Raw genomic sequence first — 19,104 nt, 5'->3', positions numbered from 1 at the left:
CGCTTGCCCCTGGCCGTCTGCCGCGTAATACCGCTTGCCATGCCCTCCCGCCGGTCTTCGCCGCCCGGTCCACGTTTCGATTCACACTCCTTTCTCATGTCCGATTCCTCGCCCGCCTCTCCCGCCTACGATCCCGACGCCGCGGCGCCCGCCGGCACGCAGACCCTGATGCGCGGGCTGGGCGTGATCCAGGCCGTCGCCTCCGGCGCGCGCGACCTCAAGGACATCTGCGCCCACATCGGCGTGGCGCGCAGCACCACGCACAGGCTCGCCAGTTGCCTGGTGCAGGAGCGCTACCTGCGCTCGCTTCCCGGCGTCGGCTACGTGCTGGGCCCCAAGCTGATCGAACTCGGCTTCCAGGCGCGCGAAGCCTTTCCCATGGCGACGTTGGCGCGTCCGTACCTGGACGGCCTGGCCGCCGAGACCGGCGACACCATCCATCTGGCGGTGCGCGACAACGACGAAGTGCTGTACCTGGAAAAGATCCCCGGCAAGAAGGGACTGGAGATGCGCTCGCGCGTCGGCCACCGCATGCCATTGGCCGCCACCGGCGTCGGCAAGGCGCTTCTGCTGGACGCCGACGAGCCGCAATGGAAGGCGTTGCACCGCGTCGGCGCGCCGGTGTCCTCGCGCGCGCCGGGCGGCCGCCAGACCTGGGAAGCCTTCCGCGACCGCATGCGCGACTACGCCGCCAACGGCTACGCCTTCGACCTGGAAGACAACGAACCCTCGATCCGCTGCGTGGCGGCGCCGGTGCGCGACGCGTCCAGCGGCATCGTCGCCGCCATCAGCGTGTCCAGCACGGTGCCGTACATGTCGTTGGAACGCATGAACGAGATGGTCGACGTGGTGAAGGACGCGGCGGCGCGCATCTCCGCCGAGCTGGGCTGGAAGGTGCAGGGCGGGCCCGCCAAGACGCGCGACGCCGGCACATAACGCGTCGCGCTGGCAAAAAAAGGGCGACCTCGGCGCATGGCGCGGGCCGTCCGCCGGCACCGCCGGCGTCGGTCAAATCTCCGACCAATCCATATGCCGCCGCGACCGGCGGGGCGGCCTATCGGTGCTAGTCTCTTGCTCAATCATCAATGACGCTCATCACGATTGAGTAGACCCCTGGCGACGAGCAAGTGGCGCCCCAACCTGATGTCGAGCGCCTGTATGCCGCCCATGCCGAGCGGCTGCGCCGTTACCTGTTCCTGAAAACCGGCGAAGCCGAACTCAGCGCCGATCTGGTGCAGGACTGCTTCGCGCGGCTCCTGGCCCACCACGAAGACCTCCCGCCGGACGACAGCGCGCTGGCCTACCTCTACGCCATCGTCAATCGCCTGCTCATCGACCATCGCCGCAATCACCATCAATCCCGCACCGACATGGCGGCGGACGACCTGCTGGAAGGCGTGCGCGATCCGCGCGCCGCGCCCGACGTGCATGCGCACGTGCGCCGGCAACTGGCGCGTCTGGCCGCGACGCTGGCCGAACTGCCGCCGCGCACGCGGCAGATTTTCAGGCTCTGCCGCGTCGAGGGCCTGAGCCATGCGGAGGCCGCGCGCTATCTGGATATCTCGCCCAGTTCGGTGCAGAAGCACTTGGCCATGGCCCTTGAACTGATGCGTGAACGCCTGGGGCGCGATCCGTGAGCCTGCGCAATGAACGTGCGCTCTGGCCACTTTTTTTACTGTCTTTCGCGTCTGGCCCGTTATCCCTTTCATGAAGATCCCATCACGTATCCATCGCGAACGACGCCTGCGTCGCCAGGCCAGTCTGTGGGCCGTGCGCCTGGAGGCCGGCGCGCTCACCCGGGCTGAACGACGCCGCCTCGATCATTGGCTGGCGCGCGACGCGCGCCACGGCCCGGCCCTGGCCGATGCCGAAATGACCTGGGCCCTGGCCGGCGCCTGCCGCGATGCGCCCTTGCTCGCGCAGCCGGCGCCGACGGCGCGGCGCTTCTCCTGGCGTGCCTGTGCCGAGGCATGGTGCCAAGCGCATCTCATGGCGCCCCGACGGCGCGCGTTGGCGCTGGCATGCGCCGCTTTGGTCGTCGCCGGCACGATCAATGGGCCGGACCTCATCGAACCCTGGTTGGTCGACTATCGCACCGACGTCGGCGAAATCCGCTCCCTGGCGTTGCCGGATGGCAGCCGCGTATTGCTGGGCAGCAACAGCGCGCTCGATGTGGCATACGACGCCTCGAACCGCCGGGTGCGCCTGCTGCGCGGCGAAGCGGTGTTCTTGCCGGCGCCCACGGGGGCGGCCGAGCCGCGCAGGTTCGTGGTGGAAAGCGCGGGCGCCAGCATGACCGCGCTGGGCACGCGCTACGCCGTGCGACGCCAGGATGCCGGCCACGGCTGGATGGGCGTGTTGCAGCATCGTGTCGAACTCGCGCTGGATCGTCCGCCCACTGCTGGCGTTGCCCACGCGGCGCTGACAGCCGGCGATAGCGCCACCTTCAGTCACGCCGCCGGGATCGGCCGCAGTCCCGTCGCGCCCGCGCGCGGGGCCGCCTGGGCCGACGGCTATCTCATCTTCGAAGGCGAACCCCTGGAGCAAGTCCTGCAACGCATCGGCGATTTCCGGCCGGGCCTGTTGATCCTGGCGAACCGCGCCGCGGCGCGCAGGCCGGTCAATGCGCTGTTCCACCTGGATAACCTTGAGGGCGCGCTGGCCACGCTCTGTAGCGAGCTGCGGCTTGCGCGGTTGCGGCTGCCGGGGGTGACACTGCTGTACTGAATTCTCGAATACAAATCATGTGCTGTAAATTCAAAAAACAAATCATGATTTGTATGTGTGAAATACAGCCTATATTGCGTATACGCCATTTACAGCCTATGCTTTGTAAACCTGAAAAACAGCGTGAGACGTGTATGGCCGACTACACCGTACGCACCGCGGAGCAATTGCCGGCATTGCTTCAGGCATTCCGAAAAAAGGCCGGGCTGACCCAGGCCGCCGCTGCTTTGCGGCTGGGTATCACGCAACAGACGCTTTCCGCCTTGGAGCGCAATGCGGAAAAGGTCGGTGCGGATCGGCTCCTGCAATTGCTGAGCATCCTGGGCGTGGAACTGGTGTTGCGCGAACCCGATGAACCGCCGGCAAGCCGGCAGGTGTCCGATCAGGACTGGTGAGCCATGGGACGTCGCTCGCACACACAGTCCCTGCACCTCTGGATGAATGGCGCCATGGTCGGCACCTGGAGCGTGCAGCCCCGCGCCGGCGACATCCTGCAATACGCCGACGCCTGGGTCAGCGCCGATCAAGGCAGGCCGCTCTCGCTGTCGCTTCCCTTCACGCCCGGCAACCCGCCGCATCGCGGGGAAGCGGTTCGCACCTACTTTGAGAACCTGCTGCCCCACAGCCGGCAAATCCGCGAGCGTGTCGCGCGGCGATTCCATGCGACCGCAACCGATGCGTTCACGCTGCTTGCCGAAGTGGGCCGTGATTGCGCGGGCGCATTGCAGGTGCTGCCTGATGCCACGCCGCCCCAGGACGCGCGCGTGCTTAACGCGACGCCGCTGAGCGAGGCCGAAGTGGCGCAGGTACTGCGCAACACCCTTGCGCCGACGCCCTTCGGCGGCGCCGGCGCCACCGATACCGACGACTTCCGCATTTCCATCGCGGGCGCCCAGGAGAAGACGGCTTTGCTGTGGTTCGATGGTCGATGGTGTCTGCCACATGGCGCGACCCCGACCTCGCACATCCTCAAAATGCCCTTGGGTCGGGTCGGCAATCTTCAGTACGACATGAGCGACTCGGTCGAGAACGAATGGTTATGCTCGGAGATCCTGCGCGCCTACGGCCAGCCGGTGGCGCGCACGCAACCGCTGTTGTTCGAGGACATGAAAGTGCTGGCCGTCGAGCGCTTCGACCGGCGCTGGGCCCGTCGGTCGACGGGGCAACCTTGGCTGCTGCGGCTGCCGCAGGAAGACATGTGCCAGGCGACGGGCACACCGCCGCATCTTAAATACGAGGCGGATGGCGGGCCGGGCATGGGGCCCATCATGAGGCTGCTGTCCACGTCCCTGGATCCTGACCGTGATCGGCGGATCTTCTTTCAGGCACAGGTTATCTTCTGGATGCTGCGCGCCACGGATGGGCACGCCAAGAATTTCAGCATCTTCCTGCGCCCGGGCGGCGCTTACGAGCTTGCGCCGCTCTACGATGTGCTGTCCGCCTACCCCGTCATGGGAGCGCGCGCGAATCAGCTGTCGCCGTTCAAGGCAAGAATGGCCATGGCCGTGCGCACCAGGAATCCGCACTGGAAGATGCAGGACATTCAACGCAGGCACTGGCTGGCGCTGGGCGCCGAGCATGGCGTCGTCACGCCGGACGGGCGCGACGCGCGTTTCGTGATCGACGACCTGGTCGCCCGGACCGGGCAGGTGATACGCACCGTCAGCGAACTGATTCCAACCGGATTTCCCGAAGCGCTCGCGGACAGCATTCTCGGCGGGCTGCAAGCCGCGGCGGAAAAACTGGCTGGGTAATCACCGGCCGCCGCGAGATACGCTTGGCCCGGATGCACGGCCCTGAGTAAGACGAAGTCAGGACGCCTTCGCACCGCTCTCCCTCTGGGAACTGCCTTTTTCGAACTTTTTTTACTGAACTTCGATTCTCAAACGTTAATGGTAATGATGCGCGTTTGCATCAGAGGCAACCAGAGACGAAAGTGAAGAGAAGACAGGTGACGTTCCGTATTGTGAGTCGCATGCTGGCCGCAGGCGCGTTGACGCTGCCGTGCGTGTCCATGGCGCAAACCCAGGAGCGTGCCGCGGGCATGGCGGAGCCCGCCGATCGGCAGGACGATGAACGTCAACGGACGTTCGTTTTCGACATCCCGGCTCAAGCGATGGCGCAGGCCGTGCTGGCATTCGCGCGTCAGGCTGGCGTTGACCTGTACATGAACGACGTCGATTTGTCAGCCTACACCAGTGTCTCCCTCAAAGGCAGCTTCAACGTCGAGACCGGCCTGACCCGGTTGCTGGGAAACAGTCCTATCGGCTACCGCTATCGCCGGACCGCGGGCGCTGTCCGACCGAACGTGCAACTGGTCGACAACGGTCCCGGCGCGCGTGCGCGGGTGTACTCGATGGCGCCCGTTGTGGTGCGCGGCAACGATGTCAACGAGCGCGTCTATCAGGCCCCCCGCGCCGTCAGCATCGTCACGCGTGAAGAAATGGACCGTGTGCCGGTGCGCCACGCCGCCGAACTCATCCAGGACACCCCCGGCGTCGCCAGCGCCGTCAACCGCCAGAACCCCGGTCTGTCGATCAACATCCGCGGCATGCAGGACTTCGGCCGCGTCAACATGATGATCGACGGCATGCGCCAGGATTTCGTGCAGAACGGGCACATGCAACGTAATGGAGAAATGTATGTCGATTCGGAACTCCTGTCCGAGGCCGTGGTAGAGCGAGGCGTGGTGCGTGGGGTGCATGGCACCGGCGCGATGGCGGGAAGCGTGGATTTCCGCACGCTGGATTTTGGGGATGTGCTGCGCGAGGGCAGGGATATCGGTCTGAAACTGCGCGGCACGTCCGGGATGGGATACCAGGGTAACGGGGTCAATTTCATCGGCAGCGCGGCGGGCGCGGCGCGTGCGGGTGAGAACCTGGAAGTGATGGCGGCGGTGTCGCGGCGGTCGATCGGGGATTATCGGATTGGCGCATATGGCGGCGCTTCAGGCCAGAACTCGGTTTGGGTAACTGACAGCGAGGGCAGAGGCATCGGCAAGGTCGAATACAACGACGTGAAATTTGCCGCCCAGGAGCAGGACTCCAGCCTGTTCAAGGCGCGCTGGAAATTGAATGACGCCTCGTCCCTGCAATTCAGCTATGTCGGCACGCAAGTGGGTTATTCCTACACCATGGACGCCAATCTCGCTGTGCAGGAGAGCGGCACCGCCTGGCGCAAGCTGGGATCTTCCAACGCGCAATCCAACAGCTTCGCGCTGGACTACAAGCTCAAGCCGGCCGACAACCTGTGGCTGGACTTGAACGTAAAGCTCTATGCCGTCGATACCCGCATCAAGAACCATACGACACCGAATTATCCGAAATCCGCCGCATTTGGCTCGGTCACCGATCCAGCGCTGATCCGCGAGAACATCAACACCGAGTACTGGAACAGCGCCGGCACCGGCACGTGCGACAACACCAAGACCAAGTTCTCGTCTTATGCGAAGGACATCTGTTCACAGTACGGATTCGATCGGGACAGCCGCCTGCGCACCCAAACCACAGGTTTTCAACTGGACAACACATCGCGGTTCACGGTGGGAGAGAAAGCGCTGCTCAGCGCCAACTACGGCATCGAGTACTTCACGGATCGCACCACCTCTACCCAGCGCTGGCACGTCGAGGGGCGTGAGGTCCAGCCCTTCGGCCTGGATGGCAAGGACGCGCTAAATCCGCGAGGCCGTCGCAGCATGGGTAGCCTCTTCGCCGAGCTAAAGCTGGAACACGATTTCTATACGATCTCCGCGAGCCTGCGCTATGAGCGCTACCAGGCCAAGGGCAGGACTCAGACGCCGGGTACGACGCGGATTTACCAAAGCACCGTCGATAAGGTTGAGCAGTCGGCGTGCGCACAGGCGGCCGGCGGCACGAATCTGACGCGCGACGAAAACTACAGAGAGATTTATAGGGAAGGCTGCCGCATCGCGCGGACTGGTGACCTGGCGGCCTTGAAAGCGTGGTGGGACGCCGATCCGGCCTACCTTTTCTACTCTCTTGAAAAGAAGATCGACCCGAGCGGCAAGGTGACGTGGGTACGTACGGGCAAGACCTCGGTGGAGCACCTCAGCAGCATTGGCGGTCGCAAGCGCGAACTAGAAGCTGCCTATCCATCCCGATGGCTGGAGGACCAGCCTGCCCTATACGATTACGACGTTGACCGTAGCGCCGGCAAGCTGCTGCCGGCGCTGTCCGTCGCTATCCGTCCCGCCCGTTGGCTGGAGTTGTATGGCAGTTGGGGAAAATCGTGGCGTCCCCCGGCCATCAATGAATTGCTGATGGTCGGCAGCCATCCCACGCAGGGATTCGCCACGATCCTGCCCAATCCCCTGTTGGATGTCGAGACCTCCCAAACCTGGGAGGTGGGCGTCAACACCATATTCAAGGATGTTGCGCTGGATGACGACAATTTGTCGCTCAAGGTCGGGTATTTCGACACGCGAGCCGACAACTATATGTTCTCCTCGATGGATGTGGTGCAGCCTGGCGCTGGACTGGAAAGGCTACCCCTGCCGGGGCTGACCGCCTTCGTCAACAATCGCACCCGCACCCAGTTCCGCGGGTTGGAGCTGGAAGGGCGCTATGACGCCGGCTGGCTCTACGGTGGCGTGAGCTACACGCATTACCTGGGTGGCGCCAACAAGTTCTGCGAAGACCTGTACTTCCTGGGGTCGGGGCCCAACAAATATGACCAACCCAATGCGGACGGCAGCTACCCATCGCAGCACAACGACGCCGTTGCACAGGGGTATGACTCTTGGCGGGCGTGGGCCGACGACCGGGTCGAGTGCGGCAACTTCGTCTTCAACAGCGCCATCGCCAAGCCGGTTGACAAGGGCATGGTCCTGGTTGGCGTGCGGCTACTGGAGCGCAAGCTGGATACCGGTGTGCGCTTCAACTACAGCGGCGAAGGTTGGTACAACCGCGACGCCGGCGGCTCCCAAGTCTGGTTCAAGTACACCACTTGGGATTGGTACGCCAGCTACCAGGCCAACGCCAACGTCAAGCTGATGGCCTCGGTCGAGAACCTGACCAACCGCATGTATGTGGAAGGGTATTCCGACGCCCTGGCACGTACCTTCGCGCCAGGCCGCGCGGTGACGCTGGGGATGGAGGTGCGCTTCTAACACAGGAATCGTTGCGGGTCCGCTCATCGCGACCCGCGCAAGGAACATGCGTTGTCGCATGTACGGCGTTCGCAGGCTGCGACGCCGGCCTCGCCGGGTAGGCTGTTCCCGGTGCAATCTTTATCTATAGGAAATTTCAACCATGACTGCTTTCATCAGCTATATCGATGACCACCTCAGCGCTGCAACGATGGAGGGCTCGCTCATGGACATGCTGCTTGCGTTCCAGAGCACGGGTGTGGAAGGCGAACACACCAACATGCCGAATTCGGGAGGCTTCTTCGGCGGCAACATGTTCAACGGCACCGAGTACGCCTACACCAGCAAAGCGGTCCCCAACTATGCCTTCGTGGCCGAGGGCAACATACATTACTTCTTCCCCCCGTTCAGCGGCCACGCGGGTGATGGCCCGACCGCGCATACGGTATGGGGCGAGTTGGACTCGATCACGCTGGGTGCCGGCGTGGACAAGGCAGGTCACATGGTGGACCCGCTGATTACGTTCACGTTCGATGGACCGATTTTCGGCGACGTTGCTGAAGGGCGAGGTAACGACGTGCACGACATCATCTGGGGTTTGATGAACGGTCACGTCGATGGTATTGACGACACCAAGGCTGGTGTTGATACCCATGGTGGTCTGCTCGCGGCCTTGGGGAACGACTTCGTTACTCACTCCGTCGCTGATTTGGTGGCCCACAATTTCGCCACCGAAACTGACCTTGCCTTGGCGGCTTGATCCGGCTGCTGCTGCCTTGCACCCCGTGGGTGCAAGGCAGCAGCTCAGAGGGGTCGATTATTCCAAGCCTAGACCGTACTACGCAGTCTGCCCCTCTCCCGGGGTAAGCGGTGATGCGGTAGCTAGAGAGTGACCCCATCAGAAATCGTGCGATTCACTCGCATGGGCGACGTATGAGCAGTACTTCGCCGTTCAGGCCGGCCATGGCGCGGCACAAGTTCACTACCGGAAATCCAGGAGTATCGATATGACCGTAAGCATCAGTAATTTCGACGAGCATCACCTTCCAGATGGCTCGACGGCGGAAAGCTCGCTGAGTGAGGTACTACATGCCTTCGAAACGAACGGCGTAGCGGGGGAACACGTCTCCGCGTCGAACTCGGGCACGTTCTACGGCGGGGGCTGGTTCAGTTTTTTCAGCGGCACGAGTTATGCGTATAGCAGCACAGACCCTGCACACTATGCGTTTGTGGCTACGGGCGATCTGCACTACTACTTCCCGCCATTCAGCGGCTCCATGAGCGATGGTCCGACCTCGCATACGCTGTGGGGATCGATCGAATCCATTACGTTGGGGGGCGGCGTGACGAAAGGTCAGATCGTGGACCCTCTCATTACGTTCACGTTCGATCAACCCATTGTTGGTGATGTCTCCGAGGGACGAGCCAATGACACCCATGACGTCATCTGGGGTCTGATGAACGGTTCGGTTGACGGTGCGGATGACAGGCTTGGCAGCGGCACGCATGGCGGGTTGACTACCGCCCTGGAAGCCAACGGCCTGGATATCACCATGTCCATCGCCGACCTCGTCGGCCACAATTTCGCCACCGAAACCGACCTCGCCCTGGCGGCATAACCCTTCCGTGAGTTTCCCCGCGGCGTCTCGGCCACGCGGGGCCACGGTCGCGGCGGGCCTATCCCCGCCGCGACCGTCTTTTTGTTTATTCATTCCGCAACTCCCGGCCCTCCAGCCGGACAAGGACACACGACCATGCAGCAAGACCAGAAGCGCGCGGGCGCGGCACCGGAAGGGGGCGCGCTGGATATCAAGGCGCTCCTCGCGCGTTTTCGCACGGGCTGGTACAGCGTGGCCGCGTTCAGTGTCGCTGCCAACCTGCTGATGCTGGCGCCGTCGCTCTACATGCTGCAGGTCTATGACCGCGTGCTGGCGTCCGGCAACGTCTTCACGCTGGTGATGCTGAGCCTGATGATCGTTGGGTTGCTCGCGCTGATGGGCGCGCTGGATTACGCGCGCAGCGCCGTCATCATCCAGATCGGCGCGCGCTTTGACGCGGCGCTGGCCGGGCGCGTGCACGAAGCGGCGTTCCAGCGCGGGCTGGCGGGTGTGCCCGCCAATGCGGGGCAGGCGGTCAATGACCTGAACACCGTGCGCCAGTTCCTGACCGGCAGCGCAGTGTTCGCGTTCTTCGACGCGCCGTGGTTTCCGCTGTTTCTGCTGGTGATGTTCCTGTTCCATCCCTGGATGGGAACGCTGGCGTTGGCGGGGACCATCATCCTGGTGGCGCTGGCGTGGCTCAACGAGCAGGTGTCGCGCAAGCTGTTGGCCGAGGCGGGCGGGTTGTCGGTGCGGGCCGGGGTGGAGGCCGAAGGGCAACTGCGCAATGCCGAAGCCATTCAGGCCATGGGCATGCTGGACCGGTTGCGCGCGCGCTGGCAGCGGCTGCATGTGGGCTATGTGCGGCGCCAGGGCGTGGCAAGCCAGCGCTCGGCGATGATCGCGAGCCTGTCGAAGACGGTGCGGATGGCGCTGCAATCGCTGGTGCTGGGGCTGGGCGCGTGGCTGGTGCTGCAAAGCCATGTCAGCGCCGGCATGATGATTGCGGGCTCGATCCTGATGGGGCGCGTGCTCAGCCCGATCGATCAGGTGATCGGCGCCTGGCGGCAATGGGCGGGCACGCGGCTGGCGTGGCGGCGCCTGCAGGAGCTGCTGACGACGTATCCGAAGCCGTTGACGGGCCTGACGCTGCCCGACCCGAAGGGCGCATTGCGCTTGGAGGGCGTGACGGTGACGCCGCCGGGCGCGGCGCAGCCGACGCTGGTGAACGTGTCGTTCGCGCTGGAGCCGGGGCAGGTGCTGGGCGTGGTCGGCCCGTCGGGCGCGGGCAAGTCGACGTTGGCCCGATTGGTGGCGGGTGTGTGGCCGGCCCGCCTGGGCACGGCGCGGCTGGATGGGGCCGACCTGAAGCAATGGGAACGCGCGCGGCTGGGGGAGTGGCTGGGCTATGTGCCGCAGGACGTGGAGTTGTTCTCCGGAACCGTGGCCGAGAACATCGCGCGTTTTCCTGGTCCGGACAGCGATGGCGAGGGGTTGGCCCGGCGGGTGATCGACGCGGCGCGGCTGGCCGGCGCGCACGACATGATCCTGGCCCTGCCGCGCGGCTATGACACGCCGTTGGGCGCCGGAGGCCAGGGATTGTCGGGCGGGCAGCGCCAGCGTATCGCGCTGGCGCGGGCGCTGTACGGCACGCCGCGCCTGGTGGTGCTGGATGAGCCTAACGCCAGCCTGGACGACGCGGGCGAGCAGGCCTTGCTCGATGCGTTGGGCCGGCTGCGCGAGATCGGCGCGACGGTGGTGCTGGTGACGCACCGGCCCAAGGTGCTGGCGGCGACCACGCACTTGCTGTTGCTGCGCGATGGCCGCGCGCAGCGCTTCGGCGCCACCCATGACGTGTTGCGGCCGGGGCCCGAGGGAGCGCCCGGGGCGACGCCATCACCGCCAACGGCATCCGTCGAGCCGGGCGGTCGTGCGGCGACGATGGCCGGCGCGACGGGGGCGGCGGCGTCCGGCGTGACTGGCTCGCCGCGACAGATGCGCCCGGGCGGGTCGGCGGCGCAGGTCTATCCGTTGGCCGGTGGCGCGTTTGCGGGGCGAATCCTCGGAGGCAAGGCATGACGGGGCGCGCCGCGGGCAATCGGGTGGTGGTGTTGCGGCCCGAGCTGAACAACGGCGATGCGGGCGCGGTCGATGCCGAAGACCATGGCGGCTGGTCGGCCCGCTTCGGCTGGTGGGTGCTGGCGCTGGGCTTTGGCGGCTTCCTGGCATGGGCGGCATGGGCGCCGCTGGACAACGGCGTGGCGATGCCCGGCATCGTCGTCGTGACCGGCGAGCGGCAGGCGGTGGACAGCATCGAGGGCGGCGTGGTGAGCGCCTTGCTGGTGGCCGAAGGCGACCAGGTCCGGGCCGGCCAGGCGCTGGTGCGGCTGGACGACACCCGGGTGCGTGGCGAGGCGCAAAGCCTGCGCGCGCAGCAGGCGGCGGTCATGGCCCGCGAAGCGCGCCTGCTGGCCGAGCGCGATGGGCGGGATGATCTTGCGCCGCCCGATGCCCAAGCGAACGCCGAAGCGGCGGCCGCCTACGCGATGGAGCGCCAACTGTTCGCCAGCCGGCGGGCGGCGCTGGCGGGCGAGCTGGCTGGCATCGACGCGACGCTGGCCGGCAGCCGGGCCCTGGCCTCCGGCCTGGAATCGACGCTGGCGCACAAGCGCACGCAACGCAGCCTGTTGCGGGAACAGGTGGGCAACCTGCGCGATCTGGCGCGCGAAGGCTACGTGCCGCGCAACCGGGTGCTGGACCTGGAGCGCAGCCTGGCGCAACTGGACGGTGACATGGCCTCGGACCGGGGCGCGCTGGGCCAGACCCGCCAGCAGATCGCGGAACTGGCGCTGCGCGGGCAGCAACGCCGCGACGCATTCCAGCGCGAGGTGCGCACTGATCTGGCGGAAACCCGCGTGCAGCGCGAACAGTTGACGCAGAAGCTGGCGGCGGCGGAATTCGATCTGGCGCACAGCGAGATCCGCGCGCCGGTCAGCGGCACCGTGGTGGCGCTGGCCGCGCACACCGTCGGTGGCGTGGTGCAGCCGGGCGCGCGCCTGATGGAGATCGTGCCCGAGGACGTGCCGCTGGTGGTCGAGGGGCGCTTGCCGGTGGAGTCCATCGACAAGGTGCGCACGGGCCTGCCGGTCGAGCTGATGTTCACCGCCTTTGATGCCAGCCGCACGCCACGGCTGGAAGGCACCGTGACGCTGGTGTCGGCGGACCGGTTCGATGATGACCGCAACGGTCGTCCCTACTATCGCCTGCGCGCCGATGTGGCGCCGGGTCAGTTGCGCCGCATTGGCGATGCGCCGCTGCGCGCGGGTATGCCGGTGGAGGTGTTCGTGCGAACGGGCGAGCGCTCGCTGCTGAATTATCTGTTCAAGCCCTTGCTCGATCGTGCGCGGCTGGCGTGGGGGGACGCATGAATCGCTGGCGGGGCGCGCGCGCGGCGGCGTGGATGGTGATGGGGGCGCTGTTGCTGCCCGCGTTGGGGGCGGCGCAGGCGCTGGATTTCCAGCAGGCGTACACGATGGCGTTGGCGTCCGATCCCACCTGGCAGGCGGCGCAGGCCCGCCAGCGGGCCGATGCGCAGGAAGAGGCGCTGGGGCGCGGCGGCTTGCTGCCGAACCTGAGCTACCACTACAGCGGCGCCCGCAACGATACGTCGTCGCGCCAGGAGACGCGGTTTGGCACGCTGGAGCAACGGTCGCGCTACGCCAGCTCCACCTCGGGCTTCACGTTGAGCCAGCCGTTGTTCGACGCGGCGGCCTTTGCGCAGTACCGGGCCGGGCGCGAGCGCGCCGAGGCGGGGGGATTGACGTTGCAGCGCGCCCGCCAGGCGCTGGCGGTGCGCGTGCTGCAGGCGTATACCGCCGTGCTCTACGCGCAGCAAGCCTTGGCATTGACGCAGTCGCAGGGCCGTTCGTTGCTGGAGGACGCGCGCCGCAGCGAACGCTTCGTGGCGGCGGGCCAGGGCACGCGCACGGATCAGTTGGAGATCGAGGCGCGCGCCCGCGTGGTGCAGGCGCAGGAGATCGAGGCGCGGGACAAGTTGCGCGATGCGCGCAATGCGCTGGGCGCGATCGTCGGCCCGGCGCTGGCCGAGCAGCCGCTGGCGCCCTTGCGGGCGGCCGCGCTGGCCGGGCTGGCCGTGGAGGGGCGTGACCTGCCGGCGTGGCGCGAGCTGGCGCTGGCAAGCAACCCCGAATTGCTGGCGCAGCGGCACTTGCTGGAAGCCAGCCGCCAGCGCTACGAGGCCGCCCGCGCGGGACATCTGCCGACGGCCAGGCTGGTGGCCCGCAAGCAGTTGACGCATTCCAATGGCGATAACCAGATCGGGCAACGTTATGACACCGGGTCGGTGGGCATCGAGGTCAGCATTCCGCTGTATTCCGGCGGGCGCACGTCGGCGGCCAGCGGCCAGGCGCTGGCCGAGCAGGAAGAAGCGCAGCACAAGCTCGATGCCGCCACGTGGGCGTTGCTGGATGACCTGGCGCGGCAGTTCCATACCTTTGCCAGCAGCCGCGCACGCATCGCGGCCTACCGGCAGGCCGCCGAGGCCGCCGCATTGCGCGTGCAGGCCACGCGGCGCAGCGTGCTGGGCGGCGAACGCACCAACCTGGACGTGCTGGACGCGGAGCGCCAGCGCTTCGAGGCGCTGCGCGAACTGGACCGCGCGCGTTATGACAATCTGTTGGCGTGGCTGACGCTGCGCTGGCAGGCGGGGGTGCTGGACGATGAAGACGTGGCGCGCATCGGCGCGCTGTTCGCGGCGGGCTGATTCCGTGTTTGAACGGAAGCCGCGGCCGAGAAAGCCCCCGCGACCGCGCAACGAGCGCGTGGCAGGTCGCGGCGGCTTGGCGTGGCGCGGTTCGTCATCCGCCGTGCCCGCCTTCCTGGCCGCTTGCGCTGGCTGACAGGCGCCGCCGGCGGCCGGCTCACTTTACGGGCGGCAACGGCAACAGCCGTCCTGCGATCTGGTCCATGGCCGTTTCCAGCTGCGCCGCCAGCGCCTGAGCGGCCGGCGAGAGCGAGCGGTCGCGCCGGTGCAGCAGGCCGATGGCGCGGCGCGCCGAGGCATCGCACAGCGCCGCCGCGCGCAGTCCCGACAGGTTCAATTCCGGCAGCGCCAGGCGCGGCAGCACGCTCACGCCCAGGCCCTGGCGCACCATGCCGGCGGCGGTGCCCATGTTGGTCACGTCATAGCGCAGCGCGGTGGCGGGCGCGCCGGTTTCCTCGCGCACCGCGCGGTCGAACTGCTGGCGCGCGTTCGAGCCTTGCGACAGCAGGATCAGGTCATAGCGCAGCACGTCGCGCCAGTGCAGCGGGCCGCGCTTTTTCTCCAGGGCATGGCCGGCCGGGTAGATGGCGCAGAAGCAATCCTCGGCCAGCGGCGCGAACGACAGGTCCGGCGCCGGCTCGGCCAGCGCGCCGACGGCGAACTCGATCTGGTTGGTGCGCAGCATGGCCACCAGTTCGTCGTTGTGGGCCTCGACCACGCGCACCTTCAGCGCCGGATGCAGTTGGCGTAACGCGCCGACCGCCACGGGCAGCAGCGCCAGCGCGGTCGAGGGCAGGGCGCCCAGGGTGACGTTGCCGCGCCGCACCGCCGCCAGGTCGGCCAGGCTGCGATAGGCTTCCTCCAGGTCGGCGATGGGCCGCTGCGCGCGGGCATGGAAGTCCTGCCCGGCCGAGGTCAGGCTGATGCTGCGGGTGGTGCGTTCGAACAGGCGCAGGCCCAGCACCTCCTCCAGATCCTGGATCAGCGCGGTGAACGAGGGCTGCGTCACGCCCAGCTGGTTGGCGGCGTGGGTGAACGAGCCGGTGTCGACCGCCAGCAGGAAGGCCTTGAGCGATCGGTACTTGATATTCATAGCCATGGACTAAGAATATAAGAAAAATATCGAATTGTGCCTAATAGTCGGCCGGCCGATGATGCGTCTACCGAGACCTCTGGATTGCCCCGACCTTATGCAAGCATCGAGCCCAAAGCCCTTCCGGTTGGGCGCCGAATGGCGCCACGGCCAGGACGGCGACGCCGTCATCACCTCCATCAATCCCGCCGACGGCAGCGTGGCCGGCATCGTTGCGCGCGCCTTGCCGCGCGACGTGGATGCCGCCGTCGCCATCGCCTGGGACGCGTTCCAGCGCCAGCCGTGGCGCAAGCTGCGCCCCGACCAGCGCGCCGCCACGCTGTACGAGATCGGCCGGCGTCTGGCCGCCGAACGCGAGCCGCTGGCGCGGCTGCAGATGATCGACAGCGGCAAGCCGTGGAAGGAATGCCTGAACATGGTCGACAGCGCGGCCGGGCATTTCCGCTATTACGCCGCGGTGTGCGAGACCTGGCAGAACGAGATGACCTCGCCGCGCGGCGAGTATTTTTCGATGGCGCTGGCCGAACCGTTCGGCGTGATCGCGGCCATCACGCCGTGGAACTCGCCCATCATGAACGAGGCGCAGAAGGCCGCGCCGGCGCTGGCGGCCGGCAACGCGGTGCTGCTCAAGCCGTCCGAGGAGACGCCGCAACTGGCGCTGGAACTGGCGCGCATCTGTGCCGAGGCCGGCCTGCCGGAAGGGCTGCTGACGGTGTTGCCGGGCCACGGCGAAGACGTCGGCGCCGCGCTGGTCAAGCATCCCGGCGTGCGCATGGTGTCGTTCACCGGCGGCACCGAGACCGGCCGCGCCATCGGCGGCATCGCCGGCCAGCGCCTGATTCCCGTGGGCCTGGAGCTGGGCGGCAAGTCGCCGCACATCGTGTTCGACGACGCCGACCTGGACCGCGCCGTGGCCGGCGTGGTGTCGGGCATCTTCGGCTCGGCCGGGCAAAGCTGCGTGGCCGGTTCGCGCCTGTTCGTGCAGAAGTCCATCTATGGCCGCTTCATGGAGGCGCTGGTGCAACGCACGCGCCAGGTGCGCGTGGGCCTGCCCGATGATCCCGCCACGCAGATGGGGCCGCTGGTGTCGCGCGCGCATCGCGACAAGGTGGCCGGCTATGTCGACATCGGCCGTGCCGAAGGCGGCCGCGTGCTGGTCGGCGGCGCCGCGCCGGATCGCGCCGAGCTGGCCAACGGCTGGTTCTACCTGCCCACGGTGATCGACGGCCTTGGCAATGGCGCGCGCGTCTGCCAGGAAGAGATCTTCGGGCCGGTGCTGGTGGCGCTGCCGTTCGAGGATGAGCAAGATGTGATCGAACAGGCCAATGACACGCCCTTCGGCCTGGCCGCCGGCATGTGGACCTGCGACTATGCCCGCGCCTGGCGCGTGGCGCGCGAGATCGAGGCGGGCTCGGTCTGGATCAACACCTACAAGCAATCGCACATCGCCACGCCGTTCGGCGGCTTCAAGGCCAGCGGCATCGGCCGCGAGAAGGGCCTGCATGGCCTGCGCCTCTACAGCCAGGTCAAGAGCCTGTACTGGGGCATGCACAATCAACCGATGGGACTGTGAATCACATGACGACCGACAAGAAAAGCGCGGCGCTGCCGCTGGCCGATGCCCGCATCCTGATCGCCGGCGCCGCCAGCCTGGTGGGCTCGCATACCGCCGACGCGCTGCTGGCCGCCGGCGTGCGCGAGGTGATCCTGCTGGACAACTTCGCGTTTGGCACGCCCGAGGCCATCGCCCACCTGCAAGACAATCCGCGCGTGAAAGTGGTGCGCGGCGACCTGATGCGCCTGCCCGACCTGCTGGCCGCGACCGAAGGCGTGGACGGCGTGCTGCACCTGGCCGCCTACATGACGCTGGGTTTCGCGCAGACGCCGTGGCAAGCGGTGGACGTGAACATCCGCGGCGCGCAGAACATGCTGGAAGCGTGCCGCGCCAACAAGGTGAAGAAGTTCGTGTTCGCCTCGTCCAACGCGGTCTATGGCTACGGCAGCGGCATCGCGGGCGCGCTGGCCGAGAACGGCCCGTTCCATTCCGTTGGCGCACCGCCGGCGGCGATCCTGTACGGCGCCTCCAAGATCATGGGCGAACAGCTGTGCCGCCAGTACTTCCAGAAGTGCGGGCTGGACTATGTGGTGTTGCGCTATTCCACCGTGTATGGCGAGCGCCAGCACTACCGCGCCGCGAATTCGCTGTACATCATGGAGACCTATGACCGCGTGCGCCAGGGCGAGCGTCCCCTGCTGCCCGGCGACGGCAGCGACACCAAGCACTTCGTGCACGTCTCGGACGTGGCGCGCGCCAACGTCGCCGCGTTCCAAAGCGACGCGACCGATGTCGCGGTGAACGTGTCCGGCCCGGCGCCCATCACCACCGGCGAGCTGGTGCGGCTGGTGCTCGACTACTGCAAGAGCGACCTGGAACCGGAGATCCGGCCGGACCCTCCGAGCACCGTGCGCCTGACCTCGGGCGGCGCCTTCCATATCCCGCACGATCTGGCGGGACAACAGATCGGCTGGCAGCCGCAAGTGGGCATGGCCGAAGGCGTGACGCGCCTGCTGGCGTGGCGCGAGGCGCAGGAAGGGGGCAAGAAGGGGGGGTAACCGCGATGCCTGGCGCGTGTTCCGGCCTAGGCGGCTTGCCGATGGCTGCGCAGAATGCCGGCGCGCGTCGAGGAGGGAAGGCGTCTGCCTGCAGTCCCTGCCTGTCGGCGAGCGAACAATTTGACCCGAGGCGGCCGTCGCAGCCGTCCCGCGTGACTGGCCGGCCTGTCCGGCTCATCACAACGCATAACAACAGCAGTACCCACACAGGAGACAACCATGTTCTTTACACGCAAGGCGGCCGCTCGCGCCGCGCTGTCCGTGGCCGCGCTGTGCGCCGCGTGGCCGGCCTGGGCCTGGCCCGACCATCCCATCGAATTGGTGGTGGGCTTCGCGCCCGGCGGCGGCACCGACCTGACGGCGCGTTCGCTGGCGGTGTTCCTGGAAAAGGAGCTGGGCACCACCATCGTGGTGCAGAACAAGCCGGGCGCGTCCAGCGCCATCGCGCTGTCGTACGTGGCGCGCGCCAAGCCCGATGGCTACACGCTGGCCATGACCAACATGCCCGGGCTGGTGTCGCTGCCGATCGAACGCAAGGCCGGCTTCACCACCGCCGACTTCACCTACCTGGCCAACCTGGTGCGCGACCCGAGCGCCTTCAGCGTCGCCGCCGACAGCCCGTACCAGACGCTGGATGCCTTGATCAAGGCGGCGCGCGAGAAGCCGGGGTCGATCAGTTATGGCTCGACCGGCGTGGGCACCGATGATCACCTGGCGCTGGTGCTGTTCCAGAACCTGACCGGCACCAAGCTCAACCACGTGCCCTACAACGGCGCGGGTCCGCTACGCAGTTCGGTGCTGGGCGGGCATACCGTGATCGGCGGCCTCAATCTGGGCGAAGTCATGCCCTATCACGGCAAGAACATGCGCGTGCTGGCCCAGGCCAGCGCGACGCGTTCGCCGCTGGGGCCGGACGTGCCGACCTTCAAGGAGCTGGGCGTGAACCTGGTGTTCGCGTCCGAGCGCGGCATTGTCGCGCCCAAGGGCTTGCCGGCGGATGTCGCCGAGAAGCTGCGCCAGGCGCTGGGCAAGGTGGCCGCCAATCCGGAATTCCAGGCGCAGATGAAGCAGCAGTTCACCGAGATGGATTACCTGGATGGGCCGCAGTGGCAGGAACGCTTGAAGCAGGATGATGGGCGGCTGCGGCAGATCTGGGCGAATACGCCTTGGGTGGAGTAGGGCG

15 protein-coding genes are annotated in these 19,104 nt (G+C 66.9%); 14 read left to right on the top strand and 1 reads right to left on the bottom strand.

The window, feature by feature from the left end; genetic code table 11:
* Positions 1–96 precede the first annotated feature (96 nt).
* The 11 genes from AruCF_RS22835 (at position 97) to AruCF_RS22785 (ending at position 14,215) form a co-directional block, all read left to right on the top strand.
* Positions 97–936: an IclR family transcriptional regulator gene (locus tag AruCF_RS22835; RefSeq protein ID WP_049076401.1), complete on the top strand. Its 840-nt coding sequence runs from the start codon at positions 97–99 to the stop codon at positions 934–936.
* A gap of 191 nt (positions 937–1,127) precedes the next feature.
* Positions 1,128–1,637: an RNA polymerase sigma factor gene (locus tag AruCF_RS22830; protein ID WP_049076399.1), complete on the top strand. Its 510-nt coding sequence runs from the start codon at positions 1,128–1,130 to the stop codon at positions 1,635–1,637.
* Between the two features lie 70 nt (positions 1,638–1,707).
* Complete coding sequence (locus tag AruCF_RS22825; RefSeq protein WP_049076397.1) at positions 1,708–2,727, top strand: FecR family protein; 1,020 nt, start codon at positions 1,708–1,710, stop codon at positions 2,725–2,727.
* Between the two features lie 134 nt (positions 2,728–2,861).
* A complete protein-coding gene (locus tag AruCF_RS22820; RefSeq protein ID WP_049076396.1) occupies positions 2,862–3,122 on the top strand; it encodes a helix-turn-helix domain-containing protein in 261 nt (86 codons plus the stop codon).
* Positions 3,123–3,125: 3 nt separating this feature from the next.
* Positions 3,126–4,481, top strand: coding sequence for a type II toxin-antitoxin system HipA family toxin (locus AruCF_RS22815; RefSeq protein WP_049076394.1), 1,356 nt, complete (start codon positions 3,126–3,128; stop codon positions 4,479–4,481).
* A gap of 197 nt (positions 4,482–4,678) precedes the next feature.
* Positions 4,679–7,855, top strand: coding sequence for a TonB-dependent hemoglobin/transferrin/lactoferrin family receptor (locus AruCF_RS22810; protein WP_235432704.1), 3,177 nt, complete (start codon positions 4,679–4,681; stop codon positions 7,853–7,855).
* Between the two features lie 142 nt (positions 7,856–7,997).
* Positions 7,998–8,594 (top strand): heme acquisition protein HasA, encoded by a 597-nt coding sequence (locus AruCF_RS22805; RefSeq protein ID WP_049076392.1) that lies wholly within the window; start codon positions 7,998–8,000, stop codon positions 8,592–8,594.
* 247 nt (positions 8,595–8,841) lie between these two features.
* Complete coding sequence (locus tag AruCF_RS22800) at positions 8,842–9,453, top strand: heme acquisition protein HasA (RefSeq protein ID WP_049076390.1); 612 nt, start codon at positions 8,842–8,844, stop codon at positions 9,451–9,453.
* A 135-nt stretch (positions 9,454–9,588) separates the two neighbouring features.
* Complete coding sequence (locus tag AruCF_RS22795; RefSeq protein ID WP_049076388.1) at positions 9,589–11,511, top strand: type I secretion system permease/ATPase; 1,923 nt, start codon at positions 9,589–9,591, stop codon at positions 11,509–11,511.
* Positions 11,508–12,860: an HlyD family type I secretion periplasmic adaptor subunit gene (locus AruCF_RS22790; protein ID WP_053086027.1), complete on the top strand. Its 1,353-nt coding sequence runs from the start codon at positions 11,508–11,510 to the stop codon at positions 12,858–12,860. Before AruCF_RS22795 ends, AruCF_RS22790 begins: the two co-directional genes overlap by 4 nt.
* Entirely contained in the window at positions 12,857–14,215 is a 1,359-nt protein-coding gene (locus AruCF_RS22785; protein ID WP_049076385.1) for a TolC family outer membrane protein, read from the top strand. Before AruCF_RS22790 ends, AruCF_RS22785 begins: the two co-directional genes overlap by 4 nt.
* A gap of 157 nt (positions 14,216–14,372) precedes the next feature.
* On the opposite strand, the gene AruCF_RS22780 is transcribed toward AruCF_RS22785, so the two are convergent.
* Positions 14,373–15,314, bottom strand: a complete 942-nt coding sequence (locus AruCF_RS22780) for a LysR family transcriptional regulator (protein ID WP_049076383.1) — start codon at positions 15,312–15,314, stop codon at positions 14,373–14,375.
* Between the two features lie 91 nt (positions 15,315–15,405).
* On the opposite strand from AruCF_RS22780, the gene AruCF_RS22775 reads away from it, so the two are divergent.
* The 3 genes from AruCF_RS22775 to AruCF_RS22765 all read left to right on the top strand — a co-directional run bounded on the left by AruCF_RS22775 (position 15,406) and on the right by AruCF_RS22765 (position 19,100).
* A complete protein-coding gene (locus tag AruCF_RS22775) occupies positions 15,406–16,881 on the top strand; it encodes an aldehyde dehydrogenase (RefSeq protein WP_049076381.1) in 1,476 nt (491 codons plus the stop codon).
* Between the two features lie 5 nt (positions 16,882–16,886).
* Positions 16,887–17,921, top strand: a complete 1,035-nt coding sequence (locus tag AruCF_RS22770) for an NAD-dependent epimerase/dehydratase family protein (protein WP_049076379.1) — start codon at positions 16,887–16,889, stop codon at positions 17,919–17,921.
* A 219-nt stretch (positions 17,922–18,140) separates the two neighbouring features.
* Positions 18,141–19,100, top strand: a complete 960-nt coding sequence (locus AruCF_RS22765) for a tripartite tricarboxylate transporter substrate binding protein (RefSeq protein ID WP_049076377.1) — start codon at positions 18,141–18,143, stop codon at positions 19,098–19,100.
* The last annotated feature ends 4 nt before the right edge of the window (positions 19,101–19,104 follow it).

It is taken from the genome of Achromobacter ruhlandii, from assembly GCF_002082135.1.
GTDB classification, from domain to species: Bacteria; Pseudomonadota; Gammaproteobacteria; order Burkholderiales; family Burkholderiaceae_B; genus Achromobacter; species Achromobacter ruhlandii.
This window is presented reverse-complemented; position numbering and strand designations above follow the sequence as displayed.